13 protein-coding genes and 2 pseudogenes are annotated in these 21,904 nt (G+C 43.8%); 12 read left to right on the forward strand and 3 right to left on the reverse strand.

Annotation, left to right across the window (positions count from 1 at the left end):
- The first annotated feature begins 199 nt into the window (after positions 1–199).
- The 9 genes and pseudogenes from ACEN2L_RS04150 (at position 200) to ACEN2L_RS04190 (ending at position 12,920) form a co-directional block, all read left to right on the forward strand.
- Positions 200–2,395 (forward strand): TonB-dependent receptor, encoded by a 2,196-nt coding sequence (locus ACEN2L_RS04150; protein WP_441741932.1) that lies wholly within the window; start codon positions 200–202, stop codon positions 2,393–2,395.
- A 232-nt stretch (positions 2,396–2,627) separates the two neighbouring features.
- On the forward strand, positions 2,628–4,295 hold the full coding sequence (gene ettA, locus ACEN2L_RS04155) for an energy-dependent translational throttle protein EttA (RefSeq protein WP_306021226.1): 1,668 nt from the start codon (positions 2,628–2,630) through the stop codon (positions 4,293–4,295).
- Between the two features lie 112 nt (positions 4,296–4,407).
- A pseudogene (locus tag ACEN2L_RS04160) lies at positions 4,408–5,571 on the forward strand (FIST signal transduction protein); the annotation flags it as partial.
- A gap of 408 nt (positions 5,572–5,979) precedes the next feature.
- Positions 5,980–6,411, forward strand: a pseudogene (locus ACEN2L_RS04165) (methyl-accepting chemotaxis protein); the annotation flags it as partial.
- A gap of 290 nt (positions 6,412–6,701) precedes the next feature.
- Complete coding sequence (locus ACEN2L_RS04170; protein ID WP_306021224.1) at positions 6,702–6,845, forward strand: entericidin A/B family lipoprotein; 144 nt, start codon at positions 6,702–6,704, stop codon at positions 6,843–6,845.
- A gap of 377 nt (positions 6,846–7,222) precedes the next feature.
- Positions 7,223–9,361: a M3 family metallopeptidase gene (locus ACEN2L_RS04175; RefSeq protein ID WP_441741935.1), complete on the forward strand. Its 2,139-nt coding sequence runs from the start codon at positions 7,223–7,225 to the stop codon at positions 9,359–9,361.
- A gap of 166 nt (positions 9,362–9,527) precedes the next feature.
- A complete protein-coding gene (locus ACEN2L_RS04180) occupies positions 9,528–10,817 on the forward strand; it encodes an MFS transporter (protein WP_441741937.1) in 1,290 nt (429 codons plus the stop codon).
- 86 nt (positions 10,818–10,903) lie between these two features.
- Positions 10,904–11,260, forward strand: coding sequence for a PilZ domain-containing protein (locus ACEN2L_RS04185; protein ID WP_441741939.1), 357 nt, complete (start codon positions 10,904–10,906; stop codon positions 11,258–11,260).
- A 61-nt stretch (positions 11,261–11,321) separates the two neighbouring features.
- Entirely contained in the window at positions 11,322–12,920 is a 1,599-nt protein-coding gene (locus ACEN2L_RS04190) for an L-lactate permease (RefSeq protein WP_441741941.1), read from the forward strand.
- A gap of 49 nt (positions 12,921–12,969) precedes the next feature.
- Here ACEN2L_RS04190 and radA read toward each other — a convergent pair whose 3' ends face one another.
- Entirely contained in the window at positions 12,970–14,334 is a 1,365-nt protein-coding gene (gene radA / locus ACEN2L_RS04195; protein WP_306021219.1) for a DNA repair protein RadA, read from the reverse strand.
- A gap of 171 nt (positions 14,335–14,505) precedes the next feature.
- Here radA and ACEN2L_RS04200 point away from each other — a divergent pair, with 171 nt between their 5' ends.
- On the forward strand, positions 14,506–17,025 hold the full coding sequence (locus ACEN2L_RS04200; RefSeq protein WP_441741943.1) for a PilZ domain-containing protein: 2,520 nt from the start codon (positions 14,506–14,508) through the stop codon (positions 17,023–17,025).
- A 68-nt stretch (positions 17,026–17,093) separates the two neighbouring features.
- On the opposite strand, the gene ACEN2L_RS04205 is transcribed toward ACEN2L_RS04200, so the two are convergent.
- Positions 17,094–17,621, reverse strand: coding sequence for a hypothetical protein (locus ACEN2L_RS04205; protein ID WP_441741945.1), 528 nt, complete (start codon positions 17,619–17,621; stop codon positions 17,094–17,096).
- A 342-nt stretch (positions 17,622–17,963) separates the two neighbouring features.
- The gene (gene serB, locus ACEN2L_RS04210) at positions 17,964–19,016 is read right to left on the reverse strand and encodes a phosphoserine phosphatase SerB (RefSeq protein ID WP_441741947.1); all 1,053 of its coding nucleotides are present in this window, start codon (positions 19,014–19,016) and stop codon (positions 17,964–17,966) included.
- A gap of 277 nt (positions 19,017–19,293) precedes the next feature.
- Here serB and tsaA point away from each other — a divergent pair, with 277 nt between their 5' ends.
- On the forward strand, positions 19,294–19,998 hold the full coding sequence (gene tsaA, locus ACEN2L_RS04215) for a tRNA (N6-threonylcarbamoyladenosine(37)-N6)-methyltransferase TrmO (RefSeq protein ID WP_441741949.1): 705 nt from the start codon (positions 19,294–19,296) through the stop codon (positions 19,996–19,998).
- Between the two features lie 87 nt (positions 19,999–20,085).
- Positions 20,086–21,801 (forward strand): proline--tRNA ligase, encoded by a 1,716-nt coding sequence (locus tag ACEN2L_RS04220; protein ID WP_306021214.1) that lies wholly within the window; start codon positions 20,086–20,088, stop codon positions 21,799–21,801.
- Positions 21,802–21,904 lie beyond the last annotated feature (103 nt).

Genomic DNA, 21,904 nt, shown 5'->3' on the forward strand with positions numbered 1-21,904 from the left:
AGCTGACACTCGCAACATTTAGTGAATTTTACATCCTAAGTGTTTAAAATTAGTGGATTTTTAAAAGCGACTCGCGCTACTATTTTAGAGCAAAAACCGCTCTCATTGTAACGACAGGAGCCTCAAGGCTCGCAAAATAACGTGGCCTGCAAAGGCTCGATACACGAACACTTATAAAAATAAACATGGAGAGTAAACTGTGACCAAACTCACATCTAGCATAGTACCTTTAACCACCAAAACCCTACTCAGTGTCAGTATAATTATGGCACTCAACGGTAATGCTTTTGCGCAAGAAACCCCAAATCAAGAAGCAGATAACGCAATAGAAGCGATTACCGTTACAGCAACTAAGCGAGCACAAGTCATTTATGAAGTCCCCATCGCTATTAGCGCCTTTAGTGGCGAAGCATTGGCAGCTCAGGGTATTACCGACCTAACTGACGTAGGTAAATTCGTTCCTAATCTTAACGTCACTGGTTTTTCTGCCGGCCACACGTCTTCAGCCAACCCCTTTATTCGGGGTATTGGTTTACAAGATCATTTGATTACCACCGATCCTGGCGTAAGCGTTTATGTGGATGGTGTGTATCTGGGACGTCAAGTGGGACAGAACTGGAACCTAAACAATATCGAGCGTATTGAGGTGTTACGTGGGCCACAGGGTACACTCTACGGTCGTAACTCTATCGGTGGTGCCATTAATATCATCACCAAACAACCCGATGCCAAGCCTGTGGCAAAAGTAGTGACCCAACTTGGCACGCGCGGTCGCATGAAAGCCGATGTATTTGTAAATCGTGCCATGAATGATGACTTCTCATTCAATCTGAACGCAGGCTACAACGCGCGAGATGGATTAGGCGAATTCATCAATGTACCTGATGCTGAATATGACGTGGGTGAAACCAAAGACTTATATGGTCGCCTGTCGGTAAAATACGCGCCAAGCAGCGATTTTAGTTTAGTGTTTACCGCTGATGCCAATGATGGTGAAGGTGGCTTAAGGCCCTACACTACATTAATAGATGAAGTCCCCACTGGGGCCTATTACACCGGTGTTCGATTTGGCGCACCTTTACCTTCTGGACCTTTACGCAACGCCGACGTGGCGGCAGACCCCTACGACAACGCCACCGGCACCAAAGACATTACAACCGTTAGCAACAAGGCCAGTGGCTTATCACTTACGGCAGATTGGAATTGGTCTGATACGCTAGCGTCAAAAGTTGTGGTCAGTAGCAGAAGCTCTGAGTACAAAGCAGGTCTGGATGATGACGGCACTATCTATGCCCTTGATCATTACCCTGAGCAAGGTGAGGCTGATCAAACCTCTATCGAATTTCAACTCAATGGTTACGTAGGTGATGTGGATTTTGTTTCTGGTTTGTATTGGTTTAACGAAGAAGGCAGCAACTTACAGGGTGAGGATTCGAGTTTCAATGCCGGTGGCAACTTATTGGATATGAGACAAGAAACCACCAGCAAAGCAGTATTTGTCAACGTGGGTTACGATGCAACGGATAGCCTCCGAGTATCAGCAGGTTTGCGGTATACCCAAGATGAAAAAGAAGCCAGTGCCAATGTCGGTATTGGCCCCACGTTGGCTAAAGATAATTGGAATGAAGTGAGTTACGACCTTTCGGCCAACTACACCTTAGAAAACGGACTAAACGTTTACGGCACCGTACAAAGCGGTTATCAGTCTGGTCAATTCCCTGCCCGTCCTTATTGTTTATTTGGTAATCCCGCTTGCTTTATCGCCTCTGAAAACATCACGGCGGTAAACTATGAAATGGGTCTAAAGGGCAACGTAACAGAATCTTTTAGCATGAGTATTGCGGTATTTAACACTGAGTTTGACGATTTACCTTATCAAGTCAGCACGACTTCAGAAGGCGGTTTTAATACGACTAACTTAGTGGTTGAACAAACCTCTCGTGGTATTGAATTTGAAAGCACCGCGTATTTCACTGACAACTTCAAACTGCATACCAGTGTTGGCTATATCGACGTGGATGTAAAAGAACAAGACGGTATTAAGCCCGTTGCGCCGCTTTCACCTAAATACACGGCCTCAATTAGCCCCTCTTACGAGTTTGAACTCAGTAACGGTGCCAGCGTAAATATGCGCTTAGACTATTCTTTTCGCGACAAAATGTACGGTGAGCCAAGTTCAGACCCCGGCCGTTTAACGCAAATCGATAGCCGTGAATTAGTCAACGTTGATATTTCATATACCCCTGCAGAGGGTGATTGGAAAGCGTCATTGTATGGAGCTAACATTTTTGACGAACGCTATGACAATGCTCGTTTAAATACAGGCGACTACATCTTAGTGGTGATGAGTAATGACGCCAGCGAGTTTGGTGCACGATTTACCTATAACTTCTAAATATTCCTCTATTAAGGCGACAATCAGTCGCCTTTTTTATTCCACGTTACTTTCGCCCCTGATGATTTTATGTGTTTAGCATAGCCATAAATACGACGCTCGCCCCGTGTTTAAATACGCATTTTGCCCTATACTAGCGCTCCTCAAATTGCCTTTGTTTATATGGTAATGACTCGTCATTTGAGGTGATTTGAGTATACAATGGCGAAAAATCTACGGAGTTGTTTTAAACATGGCGCAATACGTCTATAGCATGCACCGTGTGGGTAAAGTTGTCCCACCCGGCAAACATATTCTTAAAAATATTTCTTTGAGCTTTTTCCACGGTGCCAAAATTGGTGTCTTGGGTTTAAACGGTTCAGGTAAATCGACCCTGCTGCGCATCATGGCGGGCATCGATAAAGACATTGAAGGCGAGGCGAATCCTCAAGCGGGTTTAAAAATTGGTTACTTACCGCAAGAGCCCAAGCTTGACGAAACAAAAACGGTACGTGGCAACATTGAAGAAGCCGTCGCTGATGTAGCCCATGCCCTAAAACGCATAGACGAAGTGTACGCCGCTTATGCCGAGGAAAATGCTGACTTTGATGCACTTGCCAAAGAACAAGGTGAATTAGAAGCGATCATTCAATCAAAAGATGGCCATAACTTAGAAAATGCCTTAGAACGTGCCGCCGATGCCCTGCGTTTACCCCCTTGGGATGCAGACGTTAGCAAATTATCAGGTGGTGAACGCCGCCGTGTTGCCTTGTGCCGCTTGCTACTTGAAAAGCCCGACATGTTGCTACTTGACGAGCCCACCAACCACTTGGATGCTGAATCCGTAGCTTGGTTGGAGCGTTTCTTACACGATTACGAAGGTACTGTGGTAGCCATTACTCACGACCGTTATTTCTTAGATAACGTAGCCGGATGGATACTCGAACTTGACCGTGGACAAGGTATTCCGTGGGAAGGTAACTATTCTTCTTGGTTAGAGCAAAAAGATGCCCGTTTACAGCAAGAAGAAAAAACCGAAAGCGCCCGTCAAAAATCAATCAAAACCGAATTAGAGTGGGTACGCTCTAATGCTAAAGGTCGTCAATCAAAAAGCAAGGCTCGTATGGCGCGCTTTGAAGAGCTTAACACTGGCGATTACCAAAAACGTAATGAAACCAACGAGTTATTCATTCCACCCGGTGAGCGATTAGGTGAAAAAGTGTTTGAAGTCACAGGTCTTAAAAAATCTTATGGCGACAGACTATTAATTGATGACTTAAATTTCAAAATGCCCAAAGGCGCTATTGTGGGTATTATTGGTCCTAACGGTGCGGGTAAATCAACGCTATTTAGAATGCTCACTGGCATTGAAAAACCTGATGCAGGCACTATCGATGTGGGTAGCACTGTGCAGCTCGCCAGTGTGGATCAGTTCCGCGATCATATGGACGGTAACAACACCGTTTATAAAGAAATATCAGACGATTCCGATATTATCCGCATTGGTAATTTTGAGTTAAATAGCCGTGCTTACTGTGGCCGATTTAACTTCAAAGGGGTGGACCAACAAAAGTTTGTGAAAGACTTATCCGGTGGTGAGCGTAACCGTGTTCACTTAGCCAAGCTACTAAAAGCCGGTGGCAACGTATTGCTTCTGGATGAGCCTACCAATGACCTAGACGTTGAAACCTTGCGTGCATTGGAAAACGCGATATTAGAATTTCCTGGCTGTGCCATGGTTATCTCGCACGATCGTTGGTTTTTAGATCGTATCGCCACCCATATAATGGACTACCGCGACGAAGGCAAAATTAACTTCTATGAAGGTAATTACACCGAATATGCGGCGTGGTTGAAAGAGACGTACGGTAAAGACGTGGTTGAACCGCACCGTTTGAAATACAAGAAAATCAGCAAATAAGCGGCGGCTATTATGCCAAACAAAAAACGCAAGCTTAGGCTTGCGTTTTTTTTTATATAGGCTCTACACTGAGGGGGAGCGCTACTAAAATTTTCTTTGCTAGGATGAAATGATGTTTTTTAAACGTAAGAAAAATACCGAACAATCAAATGCTAAAGTCACAAATTCCGCGTCATTAATCATTTCGAGTAAAGAAATAAGCCCCGAAAAACTAAGCAGCCTTAGTTTCGCCGAAGGCACAAGTTTGGTTCTTGCATATGTCTCGCCTCATTGTAATTTTGAGCAGGTCTCACGAAGTCTCAAACAAGCGATGCCGTTTGCTAAACACCTAATTAGTATTATGACGGCCGGTGAATTAGGTGGCAAAACGAGTCTTTATCACGATACCCCTGATCGTTGGGATACCATTTTACTACAAAGTTTTTCAAAAGGGATGTTGTCTCAGGTTTCAGTTCATTCGGTAGATTTGCATAGCGCCGATATTAAAGCGGGTCATCCCACATTTAGCGTCAAACAACGAATTGAAAAAATCCAACAGCAACTTAGGCAAATACGCTTGCCATTTGATATTCACAGTGACGATACACTTGCGCTTACTTATTTTGATGGCGTAACGGCCAGCGAAGATTTTTTTACTCAAGCCCTGTATCAAAGCAAAAGCTTCCCCTGTTTTTTTGTTGGTGGTAGCGCCGGCGGAAAATTAGATTTTAAAGTGGCCGATTTAAGCTTAGACGGCCAATTACAAACCAACAAAGTGGTTTTGTGTTTTTGTAAATTATCAGCAGAGTACCGTTTTGGCTTAATGAAAAGCCATAACTTCGAGCCGACCGGCCTGAGTTATACCGTGGTTGATTTTGACCCCTTGACTCGAACCTTGCATTCTGTGCTTGACCACAACATGGAAATTAAACCGCCCGCTGAATTTCTCAGTCAGCATTTCAAATGCTCCATCGGCCAACTCGAAGAAAAATTAGTCAACTACTCCTTCGGTATTGATATTGAAAAAAGTATTTACATACGCTCTGTTTCAAAAGTGAATGAAGACGGTAGCATTCATTTTTTCAGTGATCTTAGCTTTGGTGAAAACCTGCTGTTGGTTAAAGCAAAAGACTTTGCTGAGTCAACCCAGCGAGATTACAAAAAATTCATGGAAGGAAAACCGTCGCAAGCCGAAACCATCATTGCCAACGACTGTATTTTACGACGGGTAAACAATCCTAATGCACTGAATAAAGTGAAAACGTTCGAAGGCGTTGGCGTGTGTGGTTTTTCTACCTTTGGAGAATTCCTCGGCACTCACCAAAATCAAACGTTAACTGCCGTCGCCTTTTTTAAAGTCAAACCTAATGAAACGTTTTATGACAACTACGTCACCAACTTTCCATTTCATTTGGCATCGTTCTCCAGTTATCACCTGAGCACTCAACTGGTCAGTAGCCAAAAAATTGGTGAACTGCAATCCAAACTTATACACCAAAGTGAAAAATTTCGTCCCTTATTAGAACAATCCACAGAAGAGCTGAGATTCGTTGCATCACAAGCAAGTATTTCAGGCAGTAAACAATTAGAAATCGGTAAACAGTTTGTCGACTTTATGACTCGTATCAGCCAACAAGAGGGACAACGTGCCTCTTTAACAGCAGGTATGGAGCAGCTCAAACTCAGCGCAGAAAAAATTGTTAACATTATTCAATCAATTGGCGGCATCGCTGAACAAACTAATTTACTGGCACTTAACGCGGCAATTGAAGCCGCTCGAGCAGGTGAAGCGGGCCGGGGGTTTGCAGTGGTTGCTGACGAAGTAAGGGCCTTGTCGAAGCGTACCCAGTCAAGCCTCAAAGAAACCGGAGAAACCATTGATGGCGTATCGGTCTCCATCAAAGGGATCTCACAGGCTATCGATAACATTAACAATTTATTGGTTGAAATTGAAACCAGTTCAAAATTCCTAAACCAAGATCTCAATGACTTGTCTGTTTTATCTAAAGAATCAACACAAAGAGCCAACCAAGGAATAACCAGAGCCGACGATGCCAATGTGCAAATGAACACCATTGAGCATGAGATCCAAGTTATTCAAAGTTTGAACAAAATTGCCAATAAACGAAAAGAATAAAACACACCGCTATGCAGCAAATTTAGCGATTCACGCGGCGCTGAATTTGCTGTGCCATCCCCTTTTTTAGCTACAGCCCTGCATTAGCCAGCCACCGTACTAATTTGTGTAAAGCCTACGTAATTTTGCTGTAAAGTTTACACTCAAACATCCAATCTCCACGCACCATCGCTCTGCAAGCCTTTAAAAATAAGCCTCTACCTCTGGTCTACTATTTGCAAGCACATAGGTGTGATTAAAGACTACCGTAAACAGTAGAGTAAAACACTTAAACAAGAGGCACACTTATCATGAAATTATTAAATGCAAACTTTTTAAAAACCCTAGCACTTGGTCTGGTTATGCTTGTTGGCTTGGCAGGCTGCGCAACAATGGAAGGTGCAGGTGAAGATATCGAAAGTGCGGGTGAAGCAGTGCAAGATGCCGCTAACTAAGTTTCAGTTCGTATTGATTTAAGGCCAGTTATTGGCCTTTTTTTATGTCCCTTTGGAAAAAGGATGTCAACCAACATGTTGTAAGGTTTAGGTCTGACATACTGTGTTACAAAGCTTGTGGGTCTTTGGTTGCCCCCAATTCAGGCCCGCCTGCTGCTGGTAAATCTATCCTTTGCTCCAATAATCAATAGTTTAATTAACAGCTAATGAGGCGTTGTCTGCACCGCGGCTTGTAAACCTTTGCGCTTTTAAGGGGCGTGCTAGCTCGGGCTATTTTCGGTAATTGAGCACTTCACCAACGCGTGCTAGAGTGCCGCTTCGTAAAAAATAATTAAACCGTAATCGAAATAAAACGGTGCTTATGCGATGGAGTAACTATGCGTAAAGCTCTTCTAACCACGGCGATCAGTGCCGCTTTGACAATCTCAGCCTGTTCCCCTTCAGCTTCCACCGATGCTGTTAATCAGCCACAACAAGCAGGCGCTATGCAAATCAAAAACACGAATATTTTTATGAGCCCAAGTCCGCTATTTGACCAAGCTCCTCAGTTTGACAAAATTACGATGGCGGATTATTTGCCGGCTTTCACTGAAGGCATGGCACAACAACAATCTGAAATAACCCGCATCGCGAATAATCCCAAAGCCGCGACGTTTGACAATACCCTAGTAGCGATGGAGCGTTCTGATACCTTGCTTAAGCGTGTATCTCAGGTATTTTTTCCTTTATCAGGTGTCATCTCTACCCCTGAATATCAAAAAATTGAAGCAGAATTAGCCCCCAAGTTATCGGCGCATTCAGATAATATTTATTTAAACCCGAATCTGTTTGAGCGAGTTGCAGCGATTTACGCCGAAAAAGCCGCCTTAAATGCAGAAGATCAACACTTGGTTGAATTTTATTACAATGAATTTTTGCGGGCTGGCGCTAAATTAACTGACGCAGAAAAAAACCAAATGCGCGCCATTAACGAACAGATTTCTACGCTGCAAACGGAATTTTCACAAAACCTCATGGCCTCTTTTAAAAATGATGTGATCATCGTTGAAGACAGAGCCTTGCTCGCAGGTTTATCAGACGCTGATATCAATGGTTTAGCCGAAGCGGCCCAAGCCGTTGGTAAAGAGGGCTATTTGATCACTCTGGTTAATACTACTCGCCAACCCATTTTATCCAGTTTATCTAATCGTGAAATGCGTCAAAAAATTTGGCAAACCTCAGCTAATCGCGCCATGGACAGTAATGGTCCGGTATTATTAGCGTTAGTTAAATTACGCGCGCAAAAAGCCAGTTTATTGGGTTATCCCAATTGGGCGAGCTATGCCACGGCCGATCAAATGGCCAAAGAGCCAAACGCTATTTTCGCTATTCTTGACGGCCTCGCCCCTCAAGCACTCGCAAAAGCTAAAATTGAAGCGGCTGATATTGAGGTACAAATGAAAGCGGATGGAATTGATGGCCCAGTGCAAGCGTGGGATTGGGCTTACTATGCGGAAAAAGTCAGAAAGGCCAAGTTTGACTTGGATGATAGCCAAGTCAAACCATACTTCGAGCTCAATTCCGTACTAGAAAATGGTTTGTTTTTCGCGATGGAAAAGTTTTACGGCATTCACTTTAAAGAACGCACGGACTTACCGGTTTACCATGAAGATGTGCGCCTTTTTGAAGTCTTCAATGAAGATAACAGCAGCATAGGTTTATTTTATTTTGACCCCTATGCTCGTGAAGGAAAAGGCGGTGGTGCATGGATGGATGCCTTTGTGAGTCAGAGTTATTTACTTGATGAAAAACCAGTGGTGTTTAATGTACTCAATATTGTTAAACCGACCAGTGGTCAACCTACTCTACTGTCTTTTGATGAAGCCACCACACTGTTTCATGAGTTTGGTCATGCTGCCCATGGTTTGTTTTCAGAGGTAAAATATCCCAGCTTAGCGGGTACTTCGACTGCCCGTGACTTTGTTGAGTTTCCTTCACAATTCAATGAAGATTGGGATATCGAGCCAAGCGTTATTGCTAACTATGCCCTACACGATAAAACGGGCGAAACCATTCCACCAGCGTTGCTCGAGCGGGTGCTCGACTCAGTAAAATTTGGCCAAGGTTACGACACCGTTGAATATTTAGCCGCCGCTCTACTTGATATGGAATGGCACATGCTCAGCGCTGATACAAACATAAGTGATGTCGCTAGTTTTGAGCAACAAGCCCTTGCCAAACATGGCCTAGATTACGCCCCTATCCCGCCACGCTACAAATCGGCTTATTTTAGTCATACTTTTGCAGGAGGCTACTCTGCTGGCTACTACGCCTATTTATGGACTGAAGTATTTGCCGCAGATGCGTTTGCCCACATTCAAAACAAAGGTGGTATGACACGAGAGAACGGCGATGATTTCCGTCAGAAAATTTTGTCTATCGGTAACAGTAAAGACTTAATGCAAAGCTATACCGAATTCAGAGGTAAACAACCCAGTACCGATGCTTTATTAAAACGCCGTGGTTTGATTCATTAAGCCCTGTTCGCGCTAAGTTTTACTAAATACAGCCCCACTTCATTGGGGCTGTATTCTGCCGTTTATGACTCGGATGCAAGCCTGTCAGACGAGCCACAATATATCATCGACACACTTTCAAATTATCGGCACTATAGGTGTTTTAATCAGTAATATCAGATCGGTAATGACAGATCACCTTTCACGACTAACCGAAGTCTTCAACGATGAAGAAGACGCACGAGTCTGTAAAGACATTAGCGAAGATGCCTGCAAGGTAGTTCGCGGTAATTTTACCTTGATTTTGTGTAGTCAGTTTTTTAGTAAATTAGCGGATGCCTTGGCGAGTGCTAAGGTTGTTTTGCCGTGGTTGATGACCAGTATCGGTGCGCCGGTGTTTCTGAGTGGCTTGTTGGTTCCGATACGAGAGTCAGGCTCACTTATTCCACAACTGTTTATCGGTGGTGTTATCCGTCGTTTCGCTCAACGCAAGACCTTCTATGTGTTAGGTGCCTGTATTCAAGCTCTTAGTATCGCGGGAATGGCGTGGGTAATAGTGAACCTACGGGACTTAACCGGTGGTTTAGCTATTGTTGCATTGTTGTCTGTTTTCAGTCTGGCCAGGGGCCTATGCTCAATTGCGTCTAAAGATGTATTAGGCAAAACCATTGCTAAACAAAAACGAGGTAGCCTGTCAGGCTATGCAGCGACAGCGGCGGGCGCTATTGGCATGGTCGTAGGTTTTGTCTTGCTTTTTGATCTTAATATGCAAACAAATTTACCGTGGTTATTGGTAGGCGCCGCAGCCTGTTGGTTTATATCCGCTGCGCTTTATCAGCTGGTTAGGGAATTTGATGGTGAAACCGAAGGCAGTGACAACGGTTTTTTACATGCCCTAAAAAGCCTGAATATAGTCAAAGACGATAAGGAATTTAGGCAATTTGTCGTTACCCGCTGTTTACTCATGAGTTCTGGCTTAAGTGCTCCCTATTTCATTATTTTAGCGCAGTCCAATCAACAAGATAACCACTACACGAATTTGGGCTTATTTATCGTAATCAGCGGCTTAGCCAGTTTTGTTAGTGCATCTGTGTGGGGTAAGTTAGCCGACAATTCTAGTCGCTGCGTTATTGTGATTACTGCACTACTTGTCACTTTATTGTGCCTAAGTGGTGGTGTTATAGATGCATTAGGTCTATCAAATAATAGCTGGTTGGTGATGTCTTTATTTTTTCTATTGTCCGTGACTCATCAAGGCGTCAGATTAGGCCGCAAAACCTATTTGGTTAATATGGCTAACGGTAATCAACGTACCCGCTATGTGGCGGTGAGCAATACCATCATAGGATTTTTACTTCTGCTACTGGGTTTACTCAGTGCGCTATTGGCGCAATTTTCACTGACGGCTGTGTTTGCAATATTTGCATTATCTAGTGCTTCAGCGTTGTGTATTAGTTTGCAAATGAAAGACGTTTAAGCGACAACAATTTGATGGCATAAAACAATACATAGCGGTCAAAAACCGTTATGCTCATAGTATTCAATTTGATAGGTGCTCACAAAATGGAACGTAGACATTTTAACAGAGTCCCCTTTTGTACTGAGGCAACTCTCTTCACTGCAGGTTTACAATGGCAGACGGAGATCATTGATCTTTCATTTAAAGGCGCCTTACTTAACGTGCCTGCGGGTGCCCAATTAAAAACGGGTGACGAAATGACATTGTCCTTTACCTTGCAAGATTCAAGTACATCTATCGTTATGCAGGGTCACATTAGCCACATCGATAAAGAACAAATAGGCTTTCACTGCACCTTGTTAGATATCGATAGTGCCACTACCCTGCGCAGCCTTATCGCGCTTAATCTCAGTGATGAGCATCTGTTGCAACGGGATCTTGCCGCTTTACTCCGGGGCTAAAAACTGATTTAGCCTCTCTGCAATTCTTATTGTCGACAAATAAGGGGGTAAAACGGTAGATATGCTAACGCTTGGATTTGCCTATTTCCCTATCCTTTTGCTGATTTATTTAATGAGCAAAAAGAATAACTTACCCGCCAATTACGCTTTGCCACTATGCGCGGTGGTTGCCTATTTTGTTGTATTGCTGATGTTTGGCCAAGACTTCACTTTGGTGAACGCCAACGTAGTCGCTGGATTATTAAAAGCATGGACACCCATTCTTATCATCGCGGGGGCGATTTTTCTGTTTCGCTGTATGGAAGAGACGGGTGCCTTAGATATTATTCGGCAATGGCTAAATCAAATTAGTAGCAACCCCGTTGCGCAATTGATGATCGTTGCTTGGGCCTTTGCATTTTTAATTGAAGGGGCCAGCGGTTTTGGCACCCCCGCGGCCATTGCCGCACCAATATTAGTTAGTCTAGGCTTTCCAGCCTTACGGGTGGCAATATGCTGCCTTATTTTGAATTCTATTCCGGTGACATTCGGCGCCGTTGGAACCCCGATTTGGTTTGGCCTTTCTCTTGTCGACCTCCTTCCACAACAACTTGCTGATGTTGGCTGGAAGTCAGCACTTATCAACACCAGTGTTGCCCCGTTTATTGTGCTGATTGCCTTATCGTTGGTACTGAGGCAAAAACGTCTCCTATGGCAAAACGTAGGTTTTATTTTACTTTCAATCTTTGCTTGTACCTTACCCTACTTAGCATTGAGCCGAATAAGTGTTGAATTTCCTTCCTTGCTCGGCGGCTTACTTGGCTTAGTAATCACCTTACTATTAGCAAAGTATAAAATCGGCTTGTCTAAGGGGCCTGAAGCCATTGAGGTTCAACCACAAAGTAACATTTCGTTTTACGTATTGTTCAAGGCTAGCTTTCCTCTATGGGGAACGATATTGGTTTTGGTGCTGACCCGCATTCCCCAGTTAGGGCTAAAACCTTTGTTACAACTTACCGAACCTGCCTGGCATATTAATTTAGGCATTATGGGAGATTTCAGTATTAGCGCGGCCTTAGTGCTTAATCTACAACATATTTTAGGCACTGCAGTCACATGGCAGCATAGCGTTTTGTACGTACCATCCTTTATTCCTTTTTTAGTTGTCGGCACGCTGAGCCTTGTGTGGTTTAGAAAAAAGGCTTTTCTTAGGGTTATTCAACAAACCCAAACAAGTATGTTAAAACCGGTCATTGCCTTGATGGGCGCTCTGGTGTTTGTCAATTTAATGATGCTGGGTGAGCAAGCGTCTGCGGTTAATCAAATTGGTCGACACTTGGCGAGTTTGGGTGGACAACATTGGCCTTGGTTCGCTCCATTTTTAGGCGCCTTAGGGTCCTTTTTTTCAGGCTCAGCCACCGTTTCTAACCTGACATTTGCTACAGTGCAACAAATCATTGCGACCGAGCAAGGCCTTAATGTCAGCACTATTTTAGCAATGCAATCGGTAGGGGCAGCAATGGGCAACATGATTTGCATAAACAACATTGTAGCGGTCGCCTCTGTTTTATCCCTCACTCATCAAGAAGGATATATCTTAAAACGGACTGCTTTGGTGGTGCTCATCTATGGCCTATTCGCTGGAGTGGTAGGACTTTTTTTAACTTGCCCGGTGCTTTAATACCCATCATATAAGCGTTGCAACACAACTGGCTTCGCAGACAATCACCTTATAGAGCTTCTAAGGCCTCACTTAAACGTGATACACCGACTATTTCAATCCCAGCTATTTTTTGTTTTGGCACATTGGCTTTAGGCACAATAGCACGTTTAAAACCGTGCTTGGCCGCCTCACTTATGCGTTCTGAGCCATTCGGAACAGGGCGAATTTCCCCTGCCAACCCCACTTCGCCAAAGGCGATTAACTCTTTATCTAGGGGCTTATTCCGAAAACTCGATACAATAGATAATAGCAGCGCCAAATCTGCACTGGTTTCTGCCACTTTAACGCCACCTACCACATTGGCAAATACATCTTGGTCATTCATTTGGACGTTGCCATGACGATGCAAGACAGCGAGTAACATGGCCAAGCGATTTTGCTCCAAACCCACCGCGACTCTTCGAGGATTTGCCATCTGTGAATAATCCACCAGCGCCTGAATCTCCACTAATAATGGACGCGTCCCTTCCCACACCACCATCACGATGCTTCCGGGAGACTGCTCTTCGCCGCGACTCAGAAATATCGCCGAAGGGTTGCTGACTTCTCGTAAACCGCGCTCTGTCATGGCAAAAACGCCTAACTCATTCACCGCACCAAAGCGATTTTTTTGACTGCGTAAAGTGCGATAGCGACTATCACTCTCTCCTTCGAGCATCATTGAACAGTCAATACAATGCTCCAAAACTTTCGGACCGGCTAAGCTACCGTCTTTGGTTACATGCCCTACCAAAAACATCGCAATATGATGTTGTTTGGCAAAACGGGTTAAATAAGCGGCACTTTCACGCACTTGCGACACACTGCCCGGCGCTGATTGGACCTCAGCCACTTGCATGACTTGAATTGAGTCAATCACCATGATGTCAGGTTTGTGCTGCAGCGCTAATTCGCAAATAGTGTCGATATTCGTTTCGGCCAGTAGCTTTAACTTATCTTTTGCTAAGCCCAATCGCTCTGCCCGCATCGCAACTTGTTGCAAAGATTCTTCACCTGTTACGTATAGTGCGCTTCGCCCTGCCGCCATTAAACACATGACTTGCAGCAAGAGGGTACTTTTGCCCGCACCCGGCGAACCGCCTATCAACATGGCAGAGCCAGGCACAATGCCCCCCCCTAGAACCCGATCAAGCTCTTTAAAACCAGAAGAAATCCGTGGCAACGCTTGTAAATCAATGTCTTGTAAATTTTCGACTTGCGCCAGAGTTTGCCCCGAATAACCGCCACCTTGCCTCACGGCAGAACTTTTAGCGGATGAGACCACAAACTCAGTGATAGTATTCCATGCCTGACAATCATTGCATTGCCCCTGCCAGCGGGGAAATTCTGCTCCGCAGTCAGAACATACAAAAGAAGTCTTACGTTTTGCCATGATAATAAGTACTCAATACAGGTTGATTATCATCTATAGGTTGGCGTATTTTAGATTGCTAAAGGACGCAAATTAAATGGACGATTTACAAGGTTTTTCAACTATTTAGTTTACTGGCCGATAAACACATTTAAAGCACATTCTAATGCATTAACCCTACGTCAAGATGATATGAGCCAAGACCTAGAAGAATATCACGAAATTATTGAAGCACTGAAGCCAATGATCAATGAACCTGAATTTAATCAGGTGTTGTTGCAAGTTGCAGCGAATGTGCCACCACAAAAGCGTTTTTTACTCAAGATGGAGCTAAAACGTTTAGCCAGACCGTGCATTCGATTAATTGACTTACGGGGTTTAGTTGACGGGAAGTGCCAGTTGTACACGCATGAAGGTCGAGACCACTACCTCGATGAAATCGCCATAGAAACCTTAGAGAGGCAGGTGAGAATATTTGGCGAATACACCATTGGGGTATACGAAGCGGTCACCAATACTGAAAATAACTTCAGGGTGATGCATAGAAAAGAACAACAATTAGCCAAGCAAAAAAAAGCGCAAACAGCGCCTCAGGCCATCAAAAAAGAGTTTTATTTAGCGCCACTCATTGAATTTGGCAATATTCCTCAACGTGCAGAAGAGCGCATGAATTTTTCTGTCAATATCGAAATATTTAATGATGCCAACAAAAGCATGCAGGCAACCACGATTGATATTTCAGTCAGTGGCTTAAAAGTAAAAGTAGGGAAAGAGCATTTAGTTAAAGTAGGTGAAAAACTCACTGTGCAATTCAGAGGGCTTGAAAAAGAGTACTCCCTTGATAAGCGCCAAGGCATTGCGTATACCGTTGGCAGTATTGAACGAGCCAAAGATGATCAACGCTTAAACTTACAAAGGGTACAAGATGCACCTAACCCCACATTTGATAAGTTTTTTGAGAGTTTTATTCACGGCAATAAACGCCGTTATAAGGTGAATTTAGACAACACCTTTCAGGCAATTCAAAACAAAACCTACGAGCAATATTATATTCCTAACTTTACCTCTATTCCGGTATTTATCGAAAAGAGTGAAAAGGGCTATCGTCCCAAATACGCCTTAGCCAATGACTGTAATCGCGAAGAAATTCAATATTGGGCAAACGAAATTCAAGATCTTAAGATTGGCTACTTATTATCAGATGCGCGTATTAAACACTGCTTATCTTTACCCAAAGGTCAACAAGAGACCTTTATTTATGTGTTTAATCATGTCAAAGGCGACAAAATTTATTTTTATTCGGCCACAATACAAGAGCTTGATGCTGCCCCCCATCTTAAACATCTCTTTTTTGCCTATGGTTCGCGTAAAGTCAGTTGGCGTATTTATAAATTACAACTGACCGACATTTCGCCCGAGCAAAGCTATCAACCTTTGTCTATTGCCAATACCATTAACGAGTCAGTAAAAAGGCAAAATCAAAAACCCGCACCGCGTTTGATGTCGCGTTTAAAAAATATAAGTCATGTCGCCTTGTTAACGAATATCACTGACGACACCAGCACCGAATATTATCAACGTTTAAAAATAAGTCGTGACCAACTTCCTCAGTTAAAAATGTTTGGCCACCCTCGCAATCGCTTACCCGACACAGTGACGGTGTATCGTTTTAAATATTTTAACCAACGACGAGAAACGCGATTTTTGTTGCGCACTCCCATCACAGTGAATATTGATGGACATAATTACGAAGGAAACACCGAAGATTTTTCTACCCAGGGCCTGCGTATCGAGTTAGATACTCCCTTTAAATCCAAAGAAAATAGCTTAATCAAAATCACGTTTCCAAACTTACAGAAAGTCACCACAAAATATGCATTAGCAGATTTGCCTTACTATGTTCGTCAGCTGTCTAGAGATAACAGCGTGCTGCACCTACAGGCCTTAGTGAACGAACACAACACTACCGCTAAACACTTTTTTGATGCGCTTATAAAAGCTAACCGCTCTAAATTACGGGCTTATCGTGACGAAGAAGAAGTACCTGGCATTGGTGAAGCGCTGCGCAACATTTACGCCCGAAATGTGATGAACGTAGCGTATTTTTTACGTAAAGAAGATATAGATTTTGTGCCCGACGCTACCGCAACTTGGGCCACTACCAATCGCCTAACGAATTTGTTGCACTATAAGTCAGAAAGCGGTTTTTTAAATCTTTATCCCTTATATCGCAACACCATGAGTAAACACGATTTTATTCCCAGCGCCATGCATAACTTAAAGCCCAACGAAAAACCCATTATGCGTGAGGTGTTTGTCGCCTTTGATCCAAGTAAAGAGCAGTTAAGTGATGCCATAAAAAGCTTGGTATCAGAGCAATTTATTAAACATGAGAAACGCCGCGAATTTATTTCCCAAGCCTTGTTACACGGGCAATTTATCGCCTTAAAAGTATTTGTTGCAAAAACGGGGCGCCCAGATATTGAAAAAATGCAGTCAGAATTAAATTACGTCGGCGTTTATGCCCTGCATAAAGCCAAACAACTGGAAGAAAAGCTGTGGAGTGTGACCGGTGTTGGCGATTTAGTCGATGTAACGGATGAAGTAATGCGACGTTACGAATTTAACGAAGAAAAAATTGCCGATAATCATAAATTTCCAGTCACCCACAAAATTCAGAAAGTCGGCATTGAACAATTGTTAAGAAGTTAAAAAACAGGCTTTACAACCTACTCGCGCCAAACCAGTTTGACGTAATTAGGCTTAGATAGATGTAGGCCTTAAAACGTATCGCTGACTGAAAGTGCGGCGCTACCCAAGAGTTCTCTAGCCCGTTTGTTTTGGTCATCATTTTTGGTTTGTACTATAACCGTCCATTGATGATTGTTGGTCGCTTGGCGGGTTTTATTGATAACACCATCATGGTCAGGGCGTAAGGTCATTAAACCCGCAAGCATTAAGCCAAGAAATGTGCCTCCCATCGCCAGGGCAATAAAAACCATCACTGGACTGGAGGTGGTGAGCGCTGGACCATATTGACTCAAAATAGCCGCTACAATCAATCCAAGTGCTAAACCAACCGCGCCGAATCTTAAATGAGATGTTATGAGCGTACGACCAATACCTTTGTAGTCGGGTTCAACCTTTTGCGCAAATCTCTCATCCTTGGGTACGACTAAAGCGACTTCTTCTGCAGTAAAATCCCCCTTAGTTTTAAGCAGGGTGATTGCCGCCTGAGCACTCGACTCTTGTTCAAATACCCCGGCCACTTTACCTGGGTGTTTTTCATCATTTACCGTTAATACCATGACTGTTCTCCTTAAATTAGATTTATTTGATGGCATTTGGCCACACATTCAAATCTGTGGAACAGGACAGTTTGCAAGGTAGATGCCAGAGTACTACCACACGCCTAGTTAACCTTATTAGGCTGGATAAGCCATAACAGTTGGTGCTATTAGCCCTAGGTTAAGGTCCGGTTTACAACGAGTAAAGGGTCAACGTGATTCATCATCAACGTTAAAATTTTGACAATAGATAGGATGAAAAAGTGAAAAGTTTGCTGCGATAGGTAAAAATTACACTGCACATTTAGCAGCCCACTGCCTTTTGCAATTATAAGGCAGTGGCCTGCTAAAGCTAAAACAGGATTACGCTGCGAGAATCCACAGAAGCGTATCTAAACCACCACGGCGAATCGCTATGTCTGCTTTTTCTCTTACAATAGGTTTGGCGTGCAAGGCAACACCTAAGGCAGCGGCATCCATCATGACTAAATCATTTGCGCCATCGCCCATTGCAATGGTTTGACTGTGGGGAATTGACCATTTGTCTGCTAACGCTAGTAAGGTGTGCGCTTTTACTTGGGCATCAACGATATCGCCGTCCACTTTCCCCGTTAATTTACCGTCGATGATTTCAAGCTTGTTGGCCATTGCGGCGTCAAGCTCTAGGCGCTCTGCCAAATAATCAGCAAAATAAGTAAAGCCACCGGATGCAATAGCAACCTTCCAATTATAGTGTTTTAGCACCTTAACTAAATTAGCAACGCCAGGCATTAAAGGCAGGGCATCACGCACTGTTTGTAAGATGCTTTCATCGGCATCGGTTAAACACGCAACACGGGTACGCAAACTTTGGGCAAAATCTAACTTTCCTTGCATAGCTTGTGCTGTCACCGCTGAAACTTGTTCACCTACACCAGCCAGCATTGCAATATCGTCGATACACTCGCAAGCAATAACCGTACTATCCATGTCCATAAGCAACAAACCCGCCGCGTCTAAACTTGGCTTTTGCTTTACCAAGCACAGTTCCACACTAAAATGGTTTGCGATGCGTTCACATTGCTGTTTAAGCTCATCGTCATTCACTACAGCCACTTTGGCCGCGAGTGCAAAATCTTGTTTGCCGTCCACTTTTACCACATACCAATAGGCAATATTGAGTTGGGCGTTTAACTGCTCGCTGAGCTGCGTTATTAATTGTAGATTCAAACCTTCGGTAAATACCACTAAGGTTTGCTTATCAGGCTTTGTTTTAAATACCGTGTTACTGCCCTCTTGCTCAATGCTGCCAGCTACAGCGGCAGAACTAATGAGCTGCAAATTTGTCAGTGTAAACTGAGCTAAGCCCTGCTCCACTAGCTGCGTTAAAAATGCGGATGACACTAACTGCGAGGGTGTTAACGAAAGTACAAACACAAATACACGATCCTTAAAAAGTAGCTCAGCTTACGAGCCAATAAATACGCTAGCGACTTACAGCTAGGTGTGATGCTGAGCATGTTAACCAAAGGGCTGAGGATTTTCTATCTACCTTTTAGTTCAGTTATGAGTTACCTATGCTTTTTAATATTGAAGGTTAAGCACTGGCCTGTGCTGAGATGCTCGCTATTTAAGTTGAATTCCCACTCAACGTGCGCAACCATAGGCGCATAAACAATAATATAAACTAAGCAGTTTTCCATAAGTTGTCCCTATGAGCCTCGCCTTGCAACCCATCGCTGTTATTCGTACACCCTACAAACAAAAGTTTGCCATCCCTCGACAGCCTGGCCTAGCAAAACATACCGAAGGATTTATCGAGTTTTTAGCTGAATATGCTGATCCTAATTGTTTAAGGGGAATTGAGCAGTTCAGTCATTTATGGCTTATTTTTCAATTTCATCAAACAGCAGAGCAAGGTTGGTCGCCCATGGTTCGCCCGCCTCGCTTAGGTGGGAATAAAAAACTTGGCGTATTTGCCACCCGCAGCACGTTTAGACCCAACAATATGGGCTTGTCGGTAGTGGAATTCGTCAGAGTAGAACACCACCAAGGGAAATTAACATTGGTGGTCAGTGGCATGGATTTACTCGATGGCACCCCTATATTAGACATAAAGCCTTATGTGCCTTACGCTGACGCCTTACCCCATGCCACTGGGGGATTTGCCCAAAGCCAGCCTGAACTAGTGCAAGTCGACTTTAGCACTAAAGCGGCAGCGCAATTAGCGCATTGGCAGAACCTCTATCCCAACTTAAAGGCTACGATCAGCGATGTGTTAGGGCAAGATCCCAGACCGGCCTACCACGGTAAATCACAGCAACATAAGGTGTATGGCATGAGTTTGTATGACTTAAATATTCAATGGCACGTCATAGACGACAAGTGCCAAGTCATTGATATTCAGCAAAACCCATAATTAGGCTATTTTTGCCTTTAGCCCTTGGGTTGCTGCTGATAGAATAGCCGCCGTTTTTTCAATCCTTTATGTGAGATACAGAACCGCATGCGCACAAGCCAATATTTATTAGCAACTCAAAAAGAAACCCCCGCTGATGCAGAAGTCATTAGTCATCAGTTAATGTTAAGGGCAGGTATGGTGCGCAAGGTCGCAGCGGGTTTATATAACTGGCTTCCTACGGGCTTACGAGTGTTGAACAAAGTGGCTGAGATTGTGCGTGATGAAATGAACAAAGCCGGCTCTATCGAAATTCTAATGCCAGTAGTGCAACCTGCTGATCTATGGCAAGAATCAGGACGCTGGGAGCAATATGGTCCAGAGTTATTGCGTATAAAAGATCGTAATAGCCGTGATTTTGTATTGGGCCCAACTCATGAGGAAGTGGTAACCGCCTTAATTAAAAACGAAGTAAGCAGCTATAAACAGCTTCCCTTAAATGTGTATCAAATTCAAACGAAGTTTCGTGATGAAGTGCGCCCCCGTTTTGGCATTATGCGCGGTCGTGAATTCACCATGAAAGATGCGTATTCATTTCACATGGACCAAAACAGTTTAGAGCTCACCTATCAAGATATGTATCAAGCCTACTGCAACATATTTGAGCGGATCGGCCTTGATTATCGTCCTGTTATTGCAGACACCGGTTCAATCGGTGGAACGGGCTCACACGAATTTCATGTACTGGCAGAATCAGGTGAAGATGATATCGCCTTTAGCACGGTTTCAACTTATGCTGCCAATATTGAAATGGCTGAAGCACTTGCCCCTGCTGGTGAGCGCCCAGATGCACAACAAGAACTCAGCAAGGTCGCGACCCCTAAACAGCGCACTATCGAAGAAGTGTGTGCCTATTTAGATGTTAGTGCGGCTCAAACAGTGAAAACCCTTATTGTACTCGGTACACCAGATGAGCAAGGTAAACAAGGTTTAGTCGCTTTGGTCGTGCGTGGTGATCATCAATTAAATGAAATCAAGGCAGAAAAACAGGCGGGCGTTTTTAGCCCTTTGACCATGGCAAACGAAGCCCTAATCGAAGCAAGTTTAAATTGTACCATTGGTTCTATCGGCCCTGTCGGTTTAACTATTCCGGTGATTGTGGATCGCAGTGCGGCACATCTGGCTGATTTTGTGTGTGGCGCAAATGACACCGATTATCATTATAGCGGTGCAAACTGGGGCCGTGATGTAGCCTCATTTACTGTGGCAGATATTCGCAACGTACAAGTTGGCGACCCATCACCTGATGGTCAAGGCACACTAGATATTAAACGGGGTATTGAAGTAGGCCACATTTTCCAACTGGGAAATAAATATTCGCAAGCCATGAACTGTGGCGTGTTAGACGAAAATGGCAAATTTCAAGTATTAACCATGGGGTGTTACGGTATTGGCGTGTCTCGTATCGTTGCAGCAGCCATTGAGCAAAACCACGACAAATATGGCATCATTTGGCCAGACGCTATCGCCCCTTTTAAACTTGCCATCATTCCAATGAATATGCATAAGTCACCGCGTATCCAAGAAGTGGCAGAAAAGATGTATGCTGATTTAAAAGCGGCCGGTATCGACGTATTGCTAGACGATAGAAAAGAACGTCCTGGTGTAATGTTTAATGATATGGAGCTAATCGGTATTCCCCATACTATTGTTATTGGTGAGCGGAACTTAGACGAGCAAAAGGTTGAATATAAGAATCGCCGCAGCGGCGAAAAACAAATGTTAGACCTAAGTGCCGTTAACGAATTTGTTAGCCAACTGTAACACTGTTGATAAAATAAGACCGTCGTCAACATACGGCGGTTTTGTTCAACTAAAATACCCATGATAGGTAAAATATACTTATACTGTTGATCTCAGGTGTTAT

Origin of the sequence: Flavobacterium sp. W21_SRS_FM6, assembly GCF_052119645.1 — a bacterium.
Classification (GTDB): Bacteria; Pseudomonadota; Gammaproteobacteria; order Enterobacterales; family Alteromonadaceae; genus Paraglaciecola.

Excerpts from the sequence above, each read along its gene's own strand:
- ACEN2L_RS04175 (WP_441741935.1), top strand. The coding sequence starts at position 7,223 with ATGCGTAAAGCTCTTCTAACCACGGCGATCAGTGCCGCTTTGACAATC.
- tsaA (WP_441741949.1), top strand. The coding sequence starts at position 19,294 with ATGAGCCTCGCCTTGCAACCCATCGCTGTTATTCGTACACCCTACAAA.
- ACEN2L_RS04205 (WP_441741945.1), bottom strand. The coding sequence starts at position 17,621 with ATGGTATTAACGGTAAATGATGAAAAACACCCAGGTAAAGTGGCCGGG.
- ACEN2L_RS04200 (WP_441741943.1), top strand. The coding sequence starts at position 14,506 with ATGAGCCAAGACCTAGAAGAATATCACGAAATTATTGAAGCACTGAAG.
- ACEN2L_RS04185 (WP_441741939.1), top strand. The coding sequence starts at position 10,904 with ATGGAACGTAGACATTTTAACAGAGTCCCCTTTTGTACTGAGGCAACT.
- ACEN2L_RS04180 (WP_441741937.1), top strand. The coding sequence starts at position 9,528 with ATGACAGATCACCTTTCACGACTAACCGAAGTCTTCAACGATGAAGAA.
- ACEN2L_RS04220 (WP_306021214.1), top strand. The coding sequence starts at position 20,086 with ATGCGCACAAGCCAATATTTATTAGCAACTCAAAAAGAAACCCCCGCT.
- ettA (WP_306021226.1), top strand. The coding sequence starts at position 2,628 with ATGGCGCAATACGTCTATAGCATGCACCGTGTGGGTAAAGTTGTCCCA.
- ACEN2L_RS04170 (WP_306021224.1), top strand. The coding sequence starts at position 6,702 with ATGAAATTATTAAATGCAAACTTTTTAAAAACCCTAGCACTTGGTCTG.
- ACEN2L_RS04190 (WP_441741941.1), top strand. The coding sequence starts at position 11,322 with ATGCTAACGCTTGGATTTGCCTATTTCCCTATCCTTTTGCTGATTTAT.
- radA (WP_306021219.1), bottom strand. The coding sequence starts at position 14,334 with ATGGCAAAACGTAAGACTTCTTTTGTATGTTCTGACTGCGGAGCAGAA.